At 63.9% G+C, this 16,537-nt stretch carries 14 protein-coding genes; 9 read left to right on the top strand and 5 right to left on the bottom strand.

Annotation, left to right across the window (positions count from 1 at the left end):
* Positions 1 to 2 precede the first annotated feature (2 nt).
* From HPY67_02750 to HPY67_02730, 5 genes are all read right to left on the bottom strand, one after another.
* A complete protein-coding gene (locus tag HPY67_02750; GenBank protein NPV03633.1) occupies positions 3 to 1,829 on the bottom strand; it encodes a hypothetical protein in 1,827 nt (608 codons plus the stop codon).
* A 5-nt stretch (positions 1,830 to 1,834) separates the two neighbouring features.
* Positions 1,835 to 2,581, bottom strand: a complete 747-nt coding sequence (locus HPY67_02745) for a 4Fe-4S dicluster domain-containing protein (protein ID NPV03632.1) — start codon at positions 2,579 to 2,581, stop codon at positions 1,835 to 1,837.
* Positions 2,582 to 2,731: 150 nt separating this feature from the next.
* On the bottom strand, positions 2,732 to 3,223 hold the full coding sequence (locus HPY67_02740; protein ID NPV03631.1) for a hypothetical protein: 492 nt from the start codon (positions 3,221 to 3,223) through the stop codon (positions 2,732 to 2,734).
* A gap of 603 nt (positions 3,224 to 3,826) precedes the next feature.
* Entirely contained in the window at positions 3,827 to 5,653 is a 1,827-nt protein-coding gene (locus HPY67_02735; protein ID NPV03630.1) for a hypothetical protein, read from the bottom strand.
* Positions 5,654 to 5,658: 5 nt separating this feature from the next.
* Positions 5,659 to 6,405, bottom strand: coding sequence for a 4Fe-4S dicluster domain-containing protein (locus HPY67_02730; protein ID NPV03629.1), 747 nt, complete (start codon positions 6,403 to 6,405; stop codon positions 5,659 to 5,661).
* 357 nt (positions 6,406 to 6,762) lie between these two features.
* Between HPY67_02730 and HPY67_02725 the strand changes: the two genes are divergently transcribed.
* The 9 genes from HPY67_02725 (at position 6,763) to HPY67_02685 (ending at position 16,476) form a co-directional block, all read left to right on the top strand.
* On the top strand, positions 6,763 to 7,080 hold the full coding sequence (locus HPY67_02725) for a LysR family transcriptional regulator (GenBank protein ID NPV03628.1): 318 nt from the start codon (positions 6,763 to 6,765) through the stop codon (positions 7,078 to 7,080).
* Positions 7,081 to 7,339: 259 nt separating this feature from the next.
* Complete coding sequence (locus tag HPY67_02720; GenBank protein NPV03627.1) at positions 7,340 to 9,154, top strand: ATP-dependent metallopeptidase FtsH/Yme1/Tma family protein; 1,815 nt, start codon at positions 7,340 to 7,342, stop codon at positions 9,152 to 9,154.
* A gap of 112 nt (positions 9,155 to 9,266) precedes the next feature.
* The gene (locus HPY67_02715) at positions 9,267 to 10,652 is read left to right on the top strand and encodes a cytochrome c biogenesis protein ResB (protein ID NPV03626.1); all 1,386 of its coding nucleotides are present in this window, start codon (positions 9,267 to 9,269) and stop codon (positions 10,650 to 10,652) included.
* Entirely contained in the window at positions 10,649 to 11,491 is an 843-nt protein-coding gene (ccsB, locus tag HPY67_02710) for a c-type cytochrome biogenesis protein CcsB (protein ID NPV03625.1), read from the top strand. Before HPY67_02715 ends, ccsB begins: the two co-directional genes overlap by 4 nt.
* A gap of 51 nt (positions 11,492 to 11,542) precedes the next feature.
* Positions 11,543 to 11,992, top strand: coding sequence for a hypothetical protein (locus HPY67_02705; GenBank protein ID NPV03624.1), 450 nt, complete (start codon positions 11,543 to 11,545; stop codon positions 11,990 to 11,992).
* Between the two features lie 43 nt (positions 11,993 to 12,035).
* Positions 12,036 to 12,830: a PhzF family phenazine biosynthesis protein gene (locus tag HPY67_02700; GenBank protein ID NPV03623.1), complete on the top strand. Its 795-nt coding sequence runs from the start codon at positions 12,036 to 12,038 to the stop codon at positions 12,828 to 12,830.
* 239 nt (positions 12,831 to 13,069) lie between these two features.
* On the top strand, positions 13,070 to 13,750 hold the full coding sequence (locus tag HPY67_02695) for a DUF72 domain-containing protein (protein ID NPV03622.1): 681 nt from the start codon (positions 13,070 to 13,072) through the stop codon (positions 13,748 to 13,750).
* A gap of 3 nt (positions 13,751 to 13,753) precedes the next feature.
* Positions 13,754 to 15,256: a 4-alpha-glucanotransferase gene (gene malQ / locus HPY67_02690; protein ID NPV03621.1), complete on the top strand. Its 1,503-nt coding sequence runs from the start codon at positions 13,754 to 13,756 to the stop codon at positions 15,254 to 15,256.
* An 83-nt stretch (positions 15,257 to 15,339) separates the two neighbouring features.
* Positions 15,340 to 16,476: a site-2 protease family protein gene (locus tag HPY67_02685; GenBank protein ID NPV03620.1), complete on the top strand. Its 1,137-nt coding sequence runs from the start codon at positions 15,340 to 15,342 to the stop codon at positions 16,474 to 16,476.
* Positions 16,477 to 16,537: the final 61 nt, after the last annotated feature.

The following is a 16,537-nucleotide window of genomic DNA, read 5'->3' as shown; positions in this document are numbered from 1 at the left end:
GGTTAGAGATTGAACTTCTTCTTTGCCGCGTTGAGCTCGCCGATGAAGGCATCCATGCCGTAGGCCTTGAGGGTGGCTTCCGTCGGGATGCCCTTGGCGTCCCAGCCGAAGAACCCGTAGGTGTCGGCCTCCATCTTCTTCTGATCCTCTTCCGTGAAGACGGCGTCCTTCCGGGGCCCTGCGGGCAGCTTCTCCGTGAAGAACCGCTTGGGAAGACGGTCGTCCTTGGAGCTGATGCCCTCGCGGACGTTCAAGATGCGCTCGGCGGTGAAGATCCGCTTTGCCGTCGTCCAGTAGTCCTCGGGCTTCATGTTCCAGCCGCACAGCCCGTTGAGCATGTCGGTGACGATCTTGTCCGTGCTGGCCCCCCAGAGGAGCATGGAAGTGAAGGAGCACGAGCACAGCGAGTCGGCCATGGCCGTCATGGCAAGGGCCCTGGAGCCCTGGCCTTCATGATGATCGGCGCCGTTGGTGCCCATGGTGTAGCTGTAGGCGCGGATCTTGTCGCCCCGCGGGTCGTGGGCGGCCAGCTCGCGGCCCTTCACGACGCAAGCATAGGCGTCGGATCCCTTGCCGATCTGCTTGGACATCCGGGCCACGCCCTGGGCCATGAACTTGCCGGCCTTGCCCTCCTTGTAGGCGATCCTGCGGATCATCTCCATGTAGGTGTCACCGTCGCCCCACTTGGGCTTCAGGCCGTCGAGGTCGGCGGGCTTGATGGCACCCTTCTCCATCGCCTCCGTGAGGAAGGCCAGCGTGCCGCCCGTGGAGATGTTGTCAAGGCCGTAGGCGTCGCAGGCCTCGATGAGGGCGGTCATCTCGTCGAACTTCTTCATGCCCAGGTTCGAGCCCAGGAGACCGCCGGACTCGTACTCGGGAGACTCGGCCACGAGACCCCTGTACTTGCCCTCACGGATGATGCCCAGCTTCAGGCAATGGGCGGGGCAATTCGTGCAGGAGGAATGGCGCTTCCAGAAGGTCCGGGCTGCCTCCTCGCCGCCGATGTTGACGACGTCGGGCCACCAGGTGGTCTGGAAGTTCTTCGTGATGAGCGAGCCGTGGAGGAAGTGCTTGAGCTCCATCAGGCCGCCCGTGCCCCAGCGCTTGAGGCCCTCCCAGGCCTCGCCCTGGATGTTGAGCTCCTTGGCGGTCTTGGCGGCGGCCAGGAACTTGGCGTTGTCTGCGACGGGCACGGCGTACTTCGTGCCGCGCACGGCGAAGCCCTTGAGCTTCTTGTCGCCGAAGACCGGGCCCGTGTTGCTGCGCGATGCCGCGCGGAAGCGCTCGACGATGACGTTGGCCTGGAGGGCCCCGTTCTCGCCGGCCGGGCCGATGACGGCCGTCCGGATCTCGGGGTCCTTCATCTCCTTGACCATCATCTCGTGGGCCTCGTCGGTGGTCTTGCCCCACATCTTCGAGGCATCCTTGAACTCCACCTTGTCGTTGACGATGGCGAGCCAGACGGGCTTCTTGGCCTTGCCCTTGATGTAGATGCCGTCCCAGCCGGCGAACTTGATCTCGCTGGCCAGATGCGCACCGCACTCGGCGTGATTCAGGCGGCCCGTGAGGGGGCTGATGTTCACGAAGCAGGTCCGGTGGGAGACCGCCATGGTGCCCGACAGGGGCCCCGGCCCGATGAACACGAAGGCGTCTTCATCGAAGGGGTTTTTGCCCGCCTTGTACTCCGTGAGGGCGTAGTAGGCCCCGAGGCCGCGGCCGCCGATGTACTGCTGCAGAATCTCATCGGAGACCGGCCGCGTCTTGTATGTCTGCTTGCTGAGGTCGATCTCCAGTACCTTTCCGAAATTTCCGCCTTTGGGTGTTGCCATCGTTCTCACCTCCCTTTCCTGGTCTTCGCAGGAACGACCCGCTTGCCCTCAACGTTCGGGTAGAACAGGAGGTTCGCGAGGTCCTTGCCCGCCTGTTCCGGCGTCACGGAACGGTAGGCCATGTTGACGCCGAGCCCGACGGGACGGCCCATGAGGCAGGGGCCCTGGGGGTTGCCGGCCTGCTCGTGGCAGGCCTTGACGCACTGGGGGTCGCCGCCGCAGAGGTCGCAGATCAGGGGCTGGCCCGTGTCGGGGTTGCCGCGGATGTACTTGGCGGGGCAGGCCTCCTGGCACTTCATGCACTTGGCGCCCAGGCAGATCTTCTCGTTGAGGACGATGCCGTTGGTCTTGGCGTCACGCTGGATGGCCTTGGGCGTCGTGGGGCAGGCGGCGATGCAGGGCGCGTCGTCGCACTGCCAGCAGATGACGGGCACGTCGACGATGTCCTTGTACTTGGCGATGTAGATGCGCGACAGGGCGGGGCGGGCAGTGCCGGTGTGGAACAGCGAGCAGGCGAATTCGCAGCTGCGGCAGCCCGTGCAGTTGTGCCTCTCGGCGAAGAGGAATTTCTGCGCGTAGGGCTTGGTGCCCGGTGCGGACTGGACCGAGTACTGGGCCTCGGCCTTCTTCGGGGCGATGCCGCCGATGGCGGAGATGGCCAGTGCGCCACCCGCGGCCGTGGCGGTTCCTCTCAAGAAGTCACGACGGCTCGTCTCCTTCTTGAGCACATCAGGCAGTTTCTTTTCTTCCATGTCTGACCTCCATTGGATTGCCTCGTGTTAAGGGCTTGACTGCTGAATGCCTGGAAAAAGTGATCCCTCCTTTCCTACGGTCTATTGCTCAACATTCCGATTTCGTTGTTTCTTCCCGGGTGAACGTTGCAGAGAATCATCCGGGAGAGATTACTTCATCTTGCTCGTGTAGACGTAGTCGTTGCTCTTCTGGGCCTCGTGGCACTTGATGCACTCGTCGATCTTGCCTTCCTGGTCCACCTTGCCGTTCGGCTTGAACTGGGCCCAGAACCAGTCGCCGCCCTTGGGGTTGTACCCCTTGACCTTGTACATCACGTCGATGTGCTTGAGCTTCTTGTTCTTGTCGAAGTTGTCCTGGACGATCATGGACCCCTCGGCGAACTTGCCCTTCTTGGCCTTGATGGAATCGAAGGCGGTCTGGTTGACGTAGGTTGTCAGGAAGGCGCCGTGCGGTTCAGGCCCCTTGTAGAGAGGTTCGGTACCGGGCCACATCTTCCAGTTCTGGTACTTTTCACTCTGGATGAAGCTCCATATGGCCTTGCCGTCCGCGGCGGGACCCTTTTTGGCCTGGGCGAAGAGGATGCCCGTCAGGGCGAGTGTTACCGCGAGGGCGATGGTGAATACCAGCAATCCTTTTCTCATCATGTCCGACTCCTTTCATGGGTCGCGCGGGATTCTCACGGAAGTGAAAGTCAGGCGCGCCCTGTTGTTCGCTTCGGTGGAAGGGTGATCGGGATCGTGCGGAATTGCCGGATCGCTTTTTTGTGCAGGCGAAAGTGAGATGTCGGGTCGTTGCCGCAATCGATCGGGTTCCATCGGACTCTTCACGTCCGGCGCTGCACACGGGATGGGACACATCCGCCGAAAGCCGCCGGCCAAACCGGTCTTCCGAACAACGCCTCCCCTGACTGCTGCCTCTCCCCTGCGAGGGCGCCCTCGAGAGAACACCCGAGAGGACCCTTGCTTTCATGAACGGGAATCGCGTCGTGTCTCTCCCGTTCGCGAAGCACTATAGTCGCACGGTAAACGTTAGTCAAGTTTTTTCGAAAATAAAGCAATCATATCAACATGTTATGTCATATTTGGCATAGGTTCCGCGATGCGCAGGCAGGCAGGCGGTTTCATCCGTACGGCACGGCATCGGTGGTCTGCGGTCACGGCAGGTTGTGCATATTGCAGAGGCGTCTCGAGTTGGAAAAAAAAGGGCGGGGTGCGTATCCCCGCCCTTCGGTCCGGAGTCGCGGGTTATAAGTTGAATTTCTTCTTCGCCGCGTTGACGTCGTCGATGAGGAATTCGAGGTTCAGGGCCTTGAGGGTCGCTTCCGCGGGGATGCCCTTCTCGTCCCACCCGAGGAACTTGTAGGCATCGCTCTGGCGCTGCTTCTGGTCCTCCTCGGTGAAGACGACGCCCTTCTTCGGCCCTGCGGGCAGCTTCTCCGCGTACATGCGCTTGGGCAGCCGGTCGTCCTTGGCGCTGATGCCCTCCCGGACGTTGAAGGCGCGCTCGGCCGCCAGGATTCGCTTGGCGGCCGTCCAGTAGTCGTCGGTCTTCCAGTTCCAGCCGCACAGCGGGTTGAGCATATCCACGACGATCTTGTCCGTGCTGGCGCCCCAGACCCCGGAGGAGGTGAAGGTGCACAGGCAAAGGGAGTCATTCATGGCCACCATGCAGAGATCCCTGCTGCTTGCCCCCTCGGCGTGGTCCGCCCCGTTGGTGCCGATGCAGTAACTGTAGTACCGGTTCTTGTCGCCCCTCGGGTCATGGGCGGCCAGCTCGCGCCCCTTGACGACGTTGGCGTAGGCATCGGTGCCCTTGCCGATCTGCCGGGACATTTTCGTCACGCCCTGGGAGAGAAGCTTGCCGGCCTTGCCTTCCTTGTACGCGATCTTGTCGATGAGCTTCATGTAGGTTTCGCCGTCGCCCCAGACGGGCTTGAGGCCGTCGAGGTCCGAGGGCTTCAGGGCGCCCTTCTCGACGGCTTCCGTCGTGAAGGCCAGCACGCCGCCCGTGGAGATGTAGTCCAGCCCGTAGGCGTCGCAGGCCTCGATGAGGGCGGTCATCTGGTCGAAGTCCCTCATGCCCAGGTTCGACCCCAGCAGGCCGCCGGACTCGTACTCGGGGGCTTCGGCGATGAGGCCCCTGTACTTGCCCTCCCGCAGCACGCCCAGCTTCAGGCAGTGCGTCTGGCAGTTGGTGCAGGAGACATGGCGCCTCCAGAATTTCCTCTCCGCCTCCTCGGCTCCCAGCTTGACGATGTCGGGCCACCAGGTGGTCTGGAAGTTCTTCACGATGAGCGAGCCGAGGACGAAGTTGTTGGTCTCGAGCGAGCTGGCCGTGCCCCAGACCTTCCGCCGCCCGGCGCCCGGGTCGCTGATGTTGGTCTCCTTGGCGACGTTCGCCGCTGCCAGGAACCGGGCGTTGTCCACGACGGGCACGGCGTACTTCGTGCCGCGCACGGCGAAGCCCTTGAGCTTCTTGTCGCCGAAGACGGAGCCCGCGTTGCTCCGCGCCGCGGCGCGGAACCGCTCGACGATGAGGCAGGAGTAGGGGACGCCGTTTTCGCCGGCGGGGCCGATGAGGATCGAGCGGATGCGGGAGTCCTTCATCTCCCGGATCATCATCTCGTGGGTCGTTTCGGTCGTCTTGCCCCACATCCTCGATGCGTCCCGGAACTCCACCCTGTCGTTGACCACGGAGAACCAGACGGGCTTCTTCGCCCGGCCCCTGATGAGGAGGCCGTCCCATCCCGCCCACTTGAGTTCGCTGGCCAGGTGGGCGCCGCACTCGCCGTGGTTCAGAAGCCCCGTGTAGGGGTTCTTGTTGACGACACTGGTCCTCGGGGAGACGCACATGGTCCCGGCAAGGGGGCCGGACCCGATGAAGACGAAGGCGTCCTCGTCCAGGGGGTTCTTTCCGGCCTTGTATTCCGTCACGGCGAAATAGGCCCCGAGGCCCCGGGCGCCGACAAACTGCTGGTAGACCTCATCGGGGATCGTTCTCGTCCTGTAGGTCTGAGTGCTGAGATCGATCTCGAGCACCTTTCCGAAATTTCCGCCTCTGGGTGCTGCCATGATGATCACCTCCCCTTCCTGGTCTTGACGGGCACGACCCTCTTGCCGTCGACGTTCGGGTAAAACAGGAGGGTCGCAAGGTCCTTGCCTGCCTCCTCCGGCGTCACGTAACGGAAGGACATGTTCATGCCGATGCCCACGGGGCGGCTCATGATGCAGGGCCCCTGCGGGTTGCCCGCCTGGGCGTGGCAGGCCTTGACGCACTGGGGGTCACCGCCGCAGAGATCGCAGATCAGGGGCTGGCCCGTGTCGGGGTTGCCGCGGACGTACCGGGCCGGGCAGGCCTCGGCGCATTTCATGCACTTGGCGCCCAGGCAGACCTTCTCGTTGAGGATGATGCCGTTGGACTTGGCGTCGCGGGTGATCGCCTTGGGCGTCGTGGGGCAGGCGGCGATGCAGGGGGCGTCGTCGCACTGCCAGCAGATGACGGGCACGTCGACGATGTCCTTGTACTTGTCGACCCAGATCCGGGCGAGGTCGGGGCGGACGTTTCCGGTGTGGAACAGCGAGCAGGCCAGCTCGCAGCTCCGGCAGCCCGTGCAGTTGTGCCGCGCCACGTAGAGATACTTCTGTGCGAAGGGCTTGGTGCCCGGCGCGGTCTGGACCGAGTACTGGGCCTCGGCCTTCTTCGGTGCGAACCCGCCGACGGCGGAGACGGCCAGCGCGCCGCCCGCCGCCGTCGCGGTGCCTCTCAAGAAGTCGCGGCGTGTCGTCTCCTTCTTGAGGACATCAGGCAGTTTCTTTTCTTCCATGTCTCACCTCCAATGGATTGCCTCGTGTTAGCGGCTTGACACCTCGACGAAACGAAACCTGCGACCCTCCTTTCCTTTCATTCATCTGTCGAACATCGCCTCGGGACGAGTTCTTGCGTTTTGACGGGGCAGAGCGGAATCACAAAGAACCGGCATGCGGTCGGCGAGCGATTAGGGGAACGCCGATGGCAGCACTATAATTCCACCCCGGAGGCGAAGTCAAAGGTTATCCGTCGATTATGTCTAAGTATTTTAATATATTATGCCATGTTTGACATAAACGGTTCTCTCGTGCAGAATAGCTCGCGATTCCATGGCGCCCGGGTGCATGCCGCCACGGGGCCGAGAGGGGCGGACATGAAAATCAGGCACAAGCTGTGGCTCGAAGAAAACGATCGCGTCATCTTCGGGCCGGGCCGCTTCGAGCTCTTGGAGGCGATCGAGGAATGCCGGAGCCTCAGCGCCGCGGCGAAGAAGATGAAAATGTCCTACCGTGCGGCGTGGGGCCGTCTGAGGGCTTCCGAGGACCGCCTCGGCATCCGCCTCGTGGAGCTGACGGACAACCGGCAGGGCATGAGACTGACGGCGGAGGCGAAGCGGCTCAGGGATGTGTTCGTGGAGCTGGAGAACAGGATCGAGGGGTTGCTGAAGGAGTACCAGGCGAGGCTCCCGTAAAAAAAAAGCCGCAGGCGGCAAGCCGCAAGGGACACAGCGCGAAAAGAATAGAGGACAGTCCCTATCCGAGATGCCGGAAGACGGGGCCCGTCCGGCCGCACCCGGCGCGGAAGCGCCGGGTGTTTTCTTGAGTTCGCAAAATGTCGATTTACAGGACCTGCATGAATTGCTATTTTATGCGGGGTCGTCGGCCGGATGCCCCGCGTGCGGGATTTCGGGTTCGGAAAACATCCAGCGGGTCTCGGAGAGAGTCAGGGCCATGAAAAAGGAACACAAGTTTTCCCTGTTCTACGTCCTCCTGGCGGTGTGGGCCGTGCTGCTCATCCAGAGCTACCTGGCCGCCATGATGAGTGCACAGGTGATCCCCTACAGCCAGTTCCTCAAACTGCTCAAGGAGGGGAAGATCACCGAGGTGGCCATCTCGGCCAACCGCATCGAGGGCAAGATGAAGGTGGAGGGCAAGCCCGGCGAAACGCAGGCTTTCCGGACCAACCGGGTGGACCAGGACCTATCGGAACTGCTCGACAAGTACCAGGTGACGTTCAAGGGGGAGGTGGAGAGCACGTTCCTGCGGGACCTGTTTTCCTGGGTGTTTCCCATCATGATCTTTTTCGGCATCTGGTACCTCCTCATGAAGCGCATAGGCGGACAGCAGGCGGGCTTCATGACGCTGGGCAAGAGCAAGGCCAAGATCTACATGGAGAACGAGATAAAGATCACCTTCAAGGACGTCGCGGGCGTCGACGAGGCCAAGCAGGAGCTGCAGGAGGTCATCGAATTCCTCAAGAACCCGAAGAAGTTCACGGGGCTCGGCGGCCGCATCCCGAAGGGCATCCTCCTCGTGGGGCCCCCGGGGACGGGCAAGACCCTGCTTGCCAAGGCCGTGGCGGGCGAGAGCGGCGTGCCCTTCTTCAGCCTGAGCGGCTCCGAGTTCGTCGAGATGTTCGTCGGCCTCGGCGCGGCGCGGGTGCGAGACCTCTTCGAGCAGGCCAAGCAGAAGGCCCCCTGCATCATCTTCATCGACGAACTCGACGCCCTGGGAAAGGCCCGCGGGTTCGCCATGCCGGGCGGCGGCCACGACGAGCGTGAGCAGACGCTGAACCAGCTGCTGACCGAGATGGACGGCTTCGACTCCAACACAGGGGTCATCCTCATGGCCGCGACGAACCGGCCCGAGATCCTCGACCCGGCCCTGCTCCGGGCGGGGCGGTTCGACAGGCACGTGCTCGTCGACCGCCCGGACAAGAAGGGCAGGGAGGAAATCCTGAGGGTGCACATCCGCAACGTCAAGCTCGGTGCCGACGTCGATATCGAGAAGATCGCGGGCATGACGCCGGGCATGGTGGGTGCCGACCTGGCCAATCTCGTCAACGAGGCCGCACTGCTCGCCGTGCGGCACGACAAGCAGGAAGTCGGCATGGCGGAGTTCGTGGAGGCCATCGAACGGGTCGTGGCCGGCCTCGAGAAGAAGAACCGCCTCATCAACCCCCAGGAGCGGGAGATCGTGGCCTACCACGAACTCGGTCACGCCATCGTCGCCCTGTCGCTTCCGGGCACGGACCCGGTCCAGAAGATCTCGATCATCCCCCGCGGCATCGCCGCCCTGGGGTACACGATGCAGGCCCCCACGGAGGACCGGTTCCTCATGAAGAAGACGGAGCTCCTGAACCGGATCGCCACGCTTCTCGGGGGGCGTGCCTCAGAGGAGATCGTCTACGGCGACATCTCCACGGGGGCGCACAACGACCTGGCCCGCGCCACGGACATCGCGCGCAGCATGGTCAAGGAGTACGGCATGAGCCCCGAGGTGGGGCAGGTCTACTTCGCCCGCGAGAAACGCGCGGCCTTTCTCGACACCATGGCCCCCGAGGGCGGCGACTACAGCGAAGCGACGGCTGAACTCATCGACCGCGAAATCCGTGCGATTATCGAAGCCCAGTACACGGTTGCGAAAAGCATTCTCACCAGCAGGAGGGCCGTCCTCGACCAGGGGGCGAAGCTCCTGCTCCAGAGGGAGAAGATCGAGGGCTCGGAGCTGAAGGAGCTGCTGGACGGGAAGGGGCCGGCCTCCTAGTCCAGGTCCGGGCATCCAAAAGGGCCCAGCTGCCAGAGAGGCTCGTCCTCTCCGCGCACGAAGAGCGGAATCGAAGAAGAGCGGGGAAAATACAGCAGCGCGGAGATATTTTTTGCAGGAAGAAAAAACGAAATCGAAAAACCCGGTCTGGTCGTTCTTCTCGTCGGTCAGACTCACGATAGCCCTTCTCATCCTCATCGCTCTCGCGGCCGTCGTCGGGACCGTGGTCCCGCAGCAGGATGCGGCAGGCGAGAGCCTCCAGAAGCTGCCGCCGGCCCTGGCGGCGATCGTCAAGGCCCTGCAGGTGACCGACCTGTACCGCTCGCCGTGGTTTCTCCTCCTCATGGGGCTGCTCATGGCCAACCTCGTCATCTGCTCCCTGAACAGGCTGCCCGCTTCGCTGCGGCTCTACCGGAGACGTCCCGAGCCAGACCGGCCGGGCCTCTACGAGAACCTGCCGCCGGGGCGCGTCCTCGCGGCGGAGGGCAGCGTCGAGGACGCGGCGGACCGGATGGGGCAGGCCCTGGAAAAATCCATCGGCTCCGTCGAGCGCAAGACGCACGGCGGTACCGTCTGGCTCTCGGCGCACCGGGGCGCATGGTCCTACTTCGGGGTCTACGTGATCCACGCCGGCGTTCTCATCATCGTCCTCGGCGCCGTGATCGGTTCCATTTTCGGTTTCGAGGGGCACGTCAACATCCCCGCAGGCGGCTCGGCCGACGCCATCGAGCTGCGGGGCGGAAAGGGAACGATGAAGCTGGGGTTCGACGTCCGCTGCGACGACTTCACCGTCGAGTTCTACGACAGCGGAATGCCCAAGCTCTACCGCTCCGACCTGTCCTTCGTGAAGGGCGGAGAGGTAAGGGCGCGGGGCTCCCTGATGGTCAACCACCCGCTCGAGTTCGAGGGGATCCGGTTCTACCAGTCCACCTATGGCGCCATCCCCGGCGAGGCCGTTCTCGCGGTCGAGGGGAAGGGGCAGAGGGCGGTCAAACGGCTGCGGCAGGGGGAGCGATTCGCCATCGACGGGGGGAAAGCCCAGGCGGAAATCCTGCGCATCGAGGGGAACCTCATGCGGATGGGGCCGGCGGTCAAGATCGGCATCACGGCGGGCGACAAGGCCCTTGCCTTCTGGGTCTTCCAGTTCATCGATGCGATCGAGGAGCACAACCCAGGCATCACGAAACAGGTGCCCCAGTTCAACCCGGCCCTCTACAGGCCCTACCGCTTCGCGCTCGAAGGGATCGAGACAGCCTTCTACACGGGGCTCAAGGTCAACCGGGACCCCGGGGTCCCGATCGTCGGTGCGGGGGCGTTCGTCCTGGTGGCCGGGTTTCTCCTGACCTTCTTTTCCTCCCACCGCCAGGTCTTCGTCCGCGTGGACCGCAGTGACGGCAAGGCGCGCATCTCCATCGCCGGGCGATGCAACAGGGACCCCGTGAGGCTCGATCGTGAGATCGGGCGGGCTGTCCGGCTCTACAGGGGTGAGACGCCATGAACACGAAAATGCTCGGCTGGGCGACGATGGTCTATCTCGTCGCCATGGCCTTTTACCTGATCCGCCTACTGCGGGATGACGAATACTGGGGGAAGCTCGCCACGGGGACATCCCTTGTCGGGCTCGCCCTGCACACGGCCGGCATCGCCGTGCGGTGGTGGGAGTCGCACCGGATGGGCCTCGGGCATGCCCCGCTGGCCAATTTCTACGAGTCGATGATCTTCTTTTCCTGGTCGATCATGCTCCTGTACCTCATCACGGAGTGGAGGATCAAGAACCGGGTCATCGGCCCCTTCGTGACACCCGTCGCCTTTCTCTCGATGGCCTACGCCTCGCTGTCCCCCGACGAGGCGACCCGGATCCAGCCGCTCATCCCCGCCCTGCAGAGCAACTGGCTGACGAGCCACGTGGTGACCTGCTTCATGGGGTACGGGGCCTTCACGATCGCCTTCGGGCTGGGCATCCTGTTCTTTGCCCGCCGGATCGTCTCGGGCACGGGGAACCCATCCAAAGGTGGCGGGGGGCATTTCCCGGACGAAGGGGCCATCGAGGAGCTGATCTACCACAGTGTCATCATGGGCTTCATCTTCCTGTCCCTGGGGATCATCACGGGCTCGGTCTGGGCCCATTCCGCATGGGGGTCGTACTGGAGCTGGGACCCGAAGGAGACCTGGTCCCTCATCACTTGGCTCATCTACGCCGCCCTGCTCCACGCCCGTCTCGTCCGCGGCTGGAGGGGCAAGCGCATCGCGATCATGGCCATCGCGGGCTTTGCGTCGGTGCTCTTCACCTACCTCGGCGTGAATTACCTGGACAGCCTGCACAGCTATCTGATGTGACGGCCCGGGCGGACGGACAAGAGACTGCATCACGAACATTGGGAGGTAACCATGAGACGCCTGAATCGATTCGTCATCACGCTGGCCGCCCTCTGGGCACTGCTGGCCACGGCCGCGCCGGCTCGGGCCCAGGCGACGGCCCTGAAGCCGGACCTGGTCGTCGACAGCATCACGCTCAACCCGTCGGGGAACATCGTCGTGCAGATCCGCAACGCGGGGCCGGGGCCCCTTCCCGACACCGCCTACCGGTCGACGGAATCCTTCGCCGCCTGTTTCGTGATCATGATCGGCGTGCAGTTCGTGGACTATGCGACCTTCTGGGCTGCGGACACGGACCGGGTCCTGCGCGCCCCGGGCGGGACGATCTCGTACACGAGCCCCATCCGGATCACGGAACCCACGGCGGTCCGGGTCTGGCTCGACATCACGGAGCAGGTCGAGGAGGCCAACGAGGCCAATAATATCAAGACGGTCCTCCTGAAGCCCGATCCCGCCAAGTGACCCAGGAGGCCCTGACTCGGGCGGTCGGAGAGGTGTGCAAGCGATGAGTCAGAGAATTTATGTCGTCGATGCCTTCACGGATCGTCCGTTCAGGGGCAACCCGGCGGCCGTGTGCATGTTGAAGGAGCCCCGAGACGACGGATGGCGCCAGGACGTGGCCCGGGAAATGAACCTCTCGGAGACGGCCTTTCTCGAGAGAAGGGCCGACGGCAGCTACACCCTGCGCTGGTTCACGCCTGCCGTCGAGGTCGATCTCTGCGGTCACGCAACCCTCGCGAGCGCCCACATTCTCTGGGAGACCGGGGAACTGGCGGCATCCGAAGAGGCGCGGTTTCACACCCGGAGCGGCGCCCTGTCCGCACTCAAGCGGGGTGAGTGGATCGAGATGGACTTCCCGGCGGAACCCGAGAAACCGGCCGATGCCCCGCCCGGACTGCTCGAGGCCCTGGGGGTGACCCCTGTCTACACGGGCCGCAACCGCTTCGACTATCTCGTCGAGGTGGCCGGAGAGCAAATCGTCCGGGGACTCGCCCCCGACATGACCCGCCTGAAGAGCGTGAACATGCGGGGAGTCATCGTCACGAGCCGCAGTCAATCGCCGGGCTTCGATTTCGTCTCGCGCTTCTTTGCCCCAGCCGTGGGCGTCGACGAGGACCCGGTGACGGGGTCGTCTCACTGCTGCCTGGGCCCTTACTGGGGGGCGAAACTCGGCAAGACGTCCCTGTCGGCCTTCCAGGCCTCGGCGCGGGGCGGGATCCTCCGCGTCGGCCTGAGAGGCGACCGCGTCCTGATCGGCGGCCAGGCGGTCACTGTACTCCGTGCTGAGTGGGTCAGATGAGAAGGTAAAAGGATGAGAAGGTGAGAGAGTTGGATGGGACTCCGGACAAACGGATGGCGATTCCTTCTCCAACCTTCTTACCCTCTTCCCTTCTTACCCTCTGAAAGGCCACCGGCCGGAATCACAGACCGTAACGGACAAGGGGGTGCCATGGGGTAAGCGCGACAAAACACACCCTCTGCATCGGCACGTCGGGCTTTTCCTATCCCTCCTGGAAGGGTTCGTTCTACCCGGACAAGATGCCCGCACGGGAATATCTCGCCTACTACAGCGCACGGTTCCGATGCCTGGAGGTCAACAGCACCTTCTACCGCCTGCCGCTCGAATCGACCCTGGCCCGCTGGCGCGACCTCGTCCCCGCAGGGTTTGTCTTCGCCGTCAAGGCAAGCCGATACATCACGCACATCAAGCGCCTGGGCGAGCCCTCGGCCACCGTGGGACCTTTTTTGGAACGGATTCGCACCCTGGGCGTGAAACTCGGCCCGATCCTCTTTCAGTTGCCGGCAAGATTTCCTTTCAACGGCGAGTTGTTGGAATCTTTTTGTCATACATTGGACAAGGGTTTCCGTTATGCTTTCGAGTTTCGCGATCCCGGTTGGTTTCGGGATGAGACCTATGATATCTTGAAAAAGCGCGGTGCGGCGTTCTGCATCTATGACTTCGCCGGGCTCCGCTCTCCCGACACGGTGACGGCCGACTTCGTCTACATCCGGCTCCACGGCCCCCTGAAGGAACCCTACCGCGGCAAATACCCCGATTCGTTTCTGCAGGAGCGGGCGGATGCGATCCGGGGGTGGCTCGGCGAGGGCAGAGCGGTCTATGTTTTTTTCGACAACACGATGGAAGGCGACGCCGTGCGCGATGCCTTGAAACTCGCGGATTTGCTGGAAGAGAAGGCAAACCCTGAGAAACTGCTTTAAGGGATGAAACAGGACAGACGAAGCGGGATCCTGCTGCACGTGACCTCCCTGCCGTCGCCTTACGGCATCGGCGACCTGGGGCCCGAGGCCTACCGGTTCGCCGAATTCCTCCACCGGTGCGGCCAGCGCCTCTGGCAGATGCTCCCGCTGGCCCCGACGGAGCTGCAGATGGGGAGTTCGCCTTACAGCAGCCCGTCGGCATTTGCCGGCAACCCCCTGCTCGTGAGTCCCGAGAGGCTCGTCGAGGAGGGTTTCCTGGACAAGAGAGATTTGTCCAGTCCGCCACGCTTCCCCCAAGGCCGGGTCGATTACCGTTTGGCCTCCGCCTTCAAGGAGCGGATACTCTCGGAGGCGTGGCGGCGTTTCTCGGCCTGCGCGGGCGCCTTTCGTTACGATTACGATCGCTTCTGCAGTGCCGAGCGGTCATGGCTCGACGAGTACGCCGCATTCAAGGCCTTGAAGGCGGTCTTCGGGAGGGTCCCCTGGACGGGCTGGCCCGAGGGGTTTCGCAGCCGCAGGATGAGGGTCCTGGGGCCGCAGATCCGCGAGCTGGCCCCCGTGATCGAGGAGCAGAAGTTCAGGCAGTATCTCTTCTTCAGGCAATGGGCGGCTCTCAAGGCCTACTGCAACGGGCTCGGGGTCCTGGTCATGGGGGACCTGCCCTGCTATGTGCATCACGACAGCGCGGACGTGTGGGGAAACCCGAACCTTTTCAAGCTGGACGCGGAAGGCCGCCCCGCCTTCGTGGCCGGTGTCCCGCCGGACTACTTCAGCCGCACGGGTCAGCTCTGGGGGAATCCCGTCTACGATTGGGGCGTCCACAGGAAAACCCGCTTTGCCTGGTGGGTTTCCCGGGTCCGCCACAGCCTGAGGCTCTTCGACCTCGTCCGCATCGATCACTTCCGCGGCCTCGTCTCCTACTGGGAAGTCCCGGCGGGACACCGGACCGCCGCACGGGGAAGATGGGTGCCCGCGCAGGCCCCGGGGCTGTTTCGGGCCGTCCTGCGCAAGGTGCCGGGGAGCGTGCTGGTGGCGGAGGACCTGGGGCACATCACGCCCGAGGTCCGCGCCCTTCTCGACCGCCTCGGACTGCCCGGCATGCGGGTCCTCCTCTTTGCCTTCGGCGCAGAGGACGGCTCGGAGCACCATGCCCCCCACAGCCACAGCGAGAGGGATTTCGTCTACACGGGGACCCACGACAACAACACCGTGCGGGGCTGGTTCGAAGGGGATGCGCGGGAGGACGAGAGGGAGAAATTCTTCTGCTACATCGGCTGCAGGGTCCCGGCGGGGCGCGTTCACGAGGCGATGATCCGCCTTGCGATGATGTCCGTTGCCGCGACAGCCATCATCCCGATGCAGGACTGGCTGGGCCTGGGCGCTGAGGCCCGGATGAACCTGCCCGCCGGCAGGGGCGGCTGGTGGCGATGGCGCCTCGTCCCGGGTCAGATCGACCGCCGCCTCGAGCACCGGATACTGGAGATGACGAAAACCTACGGCAGATGAGAGAAACACCCTGTTGTACCTGCTGATGCAAGGTGCGTTGAGAGGCATTCTGAGAAGGGCCGACAGGAGGGCGGGAGGGGATCATGTTCGGAAATCGAGTCACGCTGTTTAAACTCCTGGGCTTCGAGGTCAAGCTCGACTCGAGCTGGATCATCCTGGCCGTCCTCATCACCTGGTCGCTCGCCAAGGGGGTCTTCCCCGCTTATTTCGAGGACATGCCGACGGCAAACTACTGGGCCATGGGGGTGGCCGGCGCCGTGGGGCTGTTCCTCTCCATCATCTTTCACGAGCTGAGCCACTCCCTCGTGGCCCGGCGTTTCGGCATACCCATGCGAGGGATCACCCTGTTCATCTTCGGCGGCGTGGCCGAAATGAGCGAGGAGCCGCCCAGCGCGAGGGCCGAGTTCCTCACGGCCGTCATCGGTCCCGTGTCAAGCCTGGTCCTTGCGGCGGCGTTCTACGGCATCCTCCAGGCCGGTGAGTCGTTCGGCTGGCCTGCGGCGATCAACGGCGTCCTGTTCTACCTGGTCTGGGTGAACGCCATCCTGGCCCTGTTCAACCTCCTGCCCGCCTTTCCCCTGGACGGGGGCAGGGTGTTCCGCTCCGCCCTCTGGTCCTGGAAGGGCGATCTGCGCTGGGCCACGATGGTCTCCTCGCAGGTCGGATCGGGCTTCGCGTTCGTTTTTATCGCCATGGGTCTCTGGGGGATCATCGAGGGCAACTTCATCGGGGGCCTCTGGCAGGCGATGATCGGCCTGTTCTTGCGCGGAGCCGCCCGGGCCTCGTACCAACAGGTCCTGACCCGCGATGCCCTGGCGGGCCTCAAGGTGAGCCGTTTCATGACCCCCGATCCCGTCAGCGTGCCGCCGGGCATCACCCTGCAGGATTTCGTGGAGGGGTATCTCTACCGCACCCACCACCAGATCTACCCCGTCGTGGAGGGCGGGGAACTGGTCGGATGCCTCACCGTCCGGTCGCTCAAGGATGTCCCCCGGGCCGAATGGCCCCGCCGGCTCGTGGGCGAAGCGGCCGGGCGCTGTGACGAGGCGACCGTCATCGGCCCCGATGCGGACGCCCTGTCCGTGCTGGGGATGATGAACGAGACGGGCAACAGCCGTCTCCTGGTCGTCGACAACGGCCGCCTGGCGGGCATCGTGACGCTGAAGGACCTGATGGAGGTGCTGGCGTTGCGGATGGAGATCGAGGGGTCGCGGCACTGAAAAGCGCCCCGTTGCCCGAAGCCATCCATTGTTCGCGCCCCCCCTTTGCGGGCCGTCCCGG

This window comes from Syntrophaceae bacterium (genome assembly GCA_013177795.1).
Taxonomy (GTDB): Bacteria; Desulfobacterota; Syntrophia; order Syntrophales; family UBA2192; genus UBA2192.
This window is presented reverse-complemented; position numbering and strand designations above follow the sequence as displayed.

Coding starts and splice junctions, on each gene's coding strand:
- HPY67_02750 (NPV03633.1), bottom strand. CDS start 1,829: ATGGCAACACCCAAAGGCGGAAATTTCGGAAAGGTACTGGAGATCGAC.
- HPY67_02745 (NPV03632.1), bottom strand. CDS start 2,581: ATGGAAGAAAAGAAACTGCCTGATGTGCTCAAGAAGGAGACGAGCCGT.
- HPY67_02740 (NPV03631.1), bottom strand. CDS start 3,223: ATGAGAAAAGGATTGCTGGTATTCACCATCGCCCTCGCGGTAACACTC.
- HPY67_02735 (NPV03630.1), bottom strand. CDS start 5,653: ATGGCAGCACCCAGAGGCGGAAATTTCGGAAAGGTGCTCGAGATCGAT.
- HPY67_02730 (NPV03629.1), bottom strand. CDS start 6,405: ATGGAAGAAAAGAAACTGCCTGATGTCCTCAAGAAGGAGACGACACGC.
- HPY67_02725 (NPV03628.1), top strand. CDS start 6,763: ATGAAAATCAGGCACAAGCTGTGGCTCGAAGAAAACGATCGCGTCATC.
- HPY67_02720 (NPV03627.1), top strand. CDS start 7,340: ATGAAAAAGGAACACAAGTTTTCCCTGTTCTACGTCCTCCTGGCGGTG.
- ccsB (NPV03625.1), top strand. CDS start 10,649: ATGAACACGAAAATGCTCGGCTGGGCGACGATGGTCTATCTCGTCGCC.
- HPY67_02705 (NPV03624.1), top strand. CDS start 11,543: ATGAGACGCCTGAATCGATTCGTCATCACGCTGGCCGCCCTCTGGGCA.
- HPY67_02700 (NPV03623.1), top strand. CDS start 12,036: ATGAGTCAGAGAATTTATGTCGTCGATGCCTTCACGGATCGTCCGTTC.
- HPY67_02695 (NPV03622.1), top strand. CDS start 13,070: ATGCCCGCACGGGAATATCTCGCCTACTACAGCGCACGGTTCCGATGC.
- malQ (NPV03621.1), top strand. CDS start 13,754: ATGAAACAGGACAGACGAAGCGGGATCCTGCTGCACGTGACCTCCCTG.
- HPY67_02685 (NPV03620.1), top strand. CDS start 15,340: ATGTTCGGAAATCGAGTCACGCTGTTTAAACTCCTGGGCTTCGAGGTC.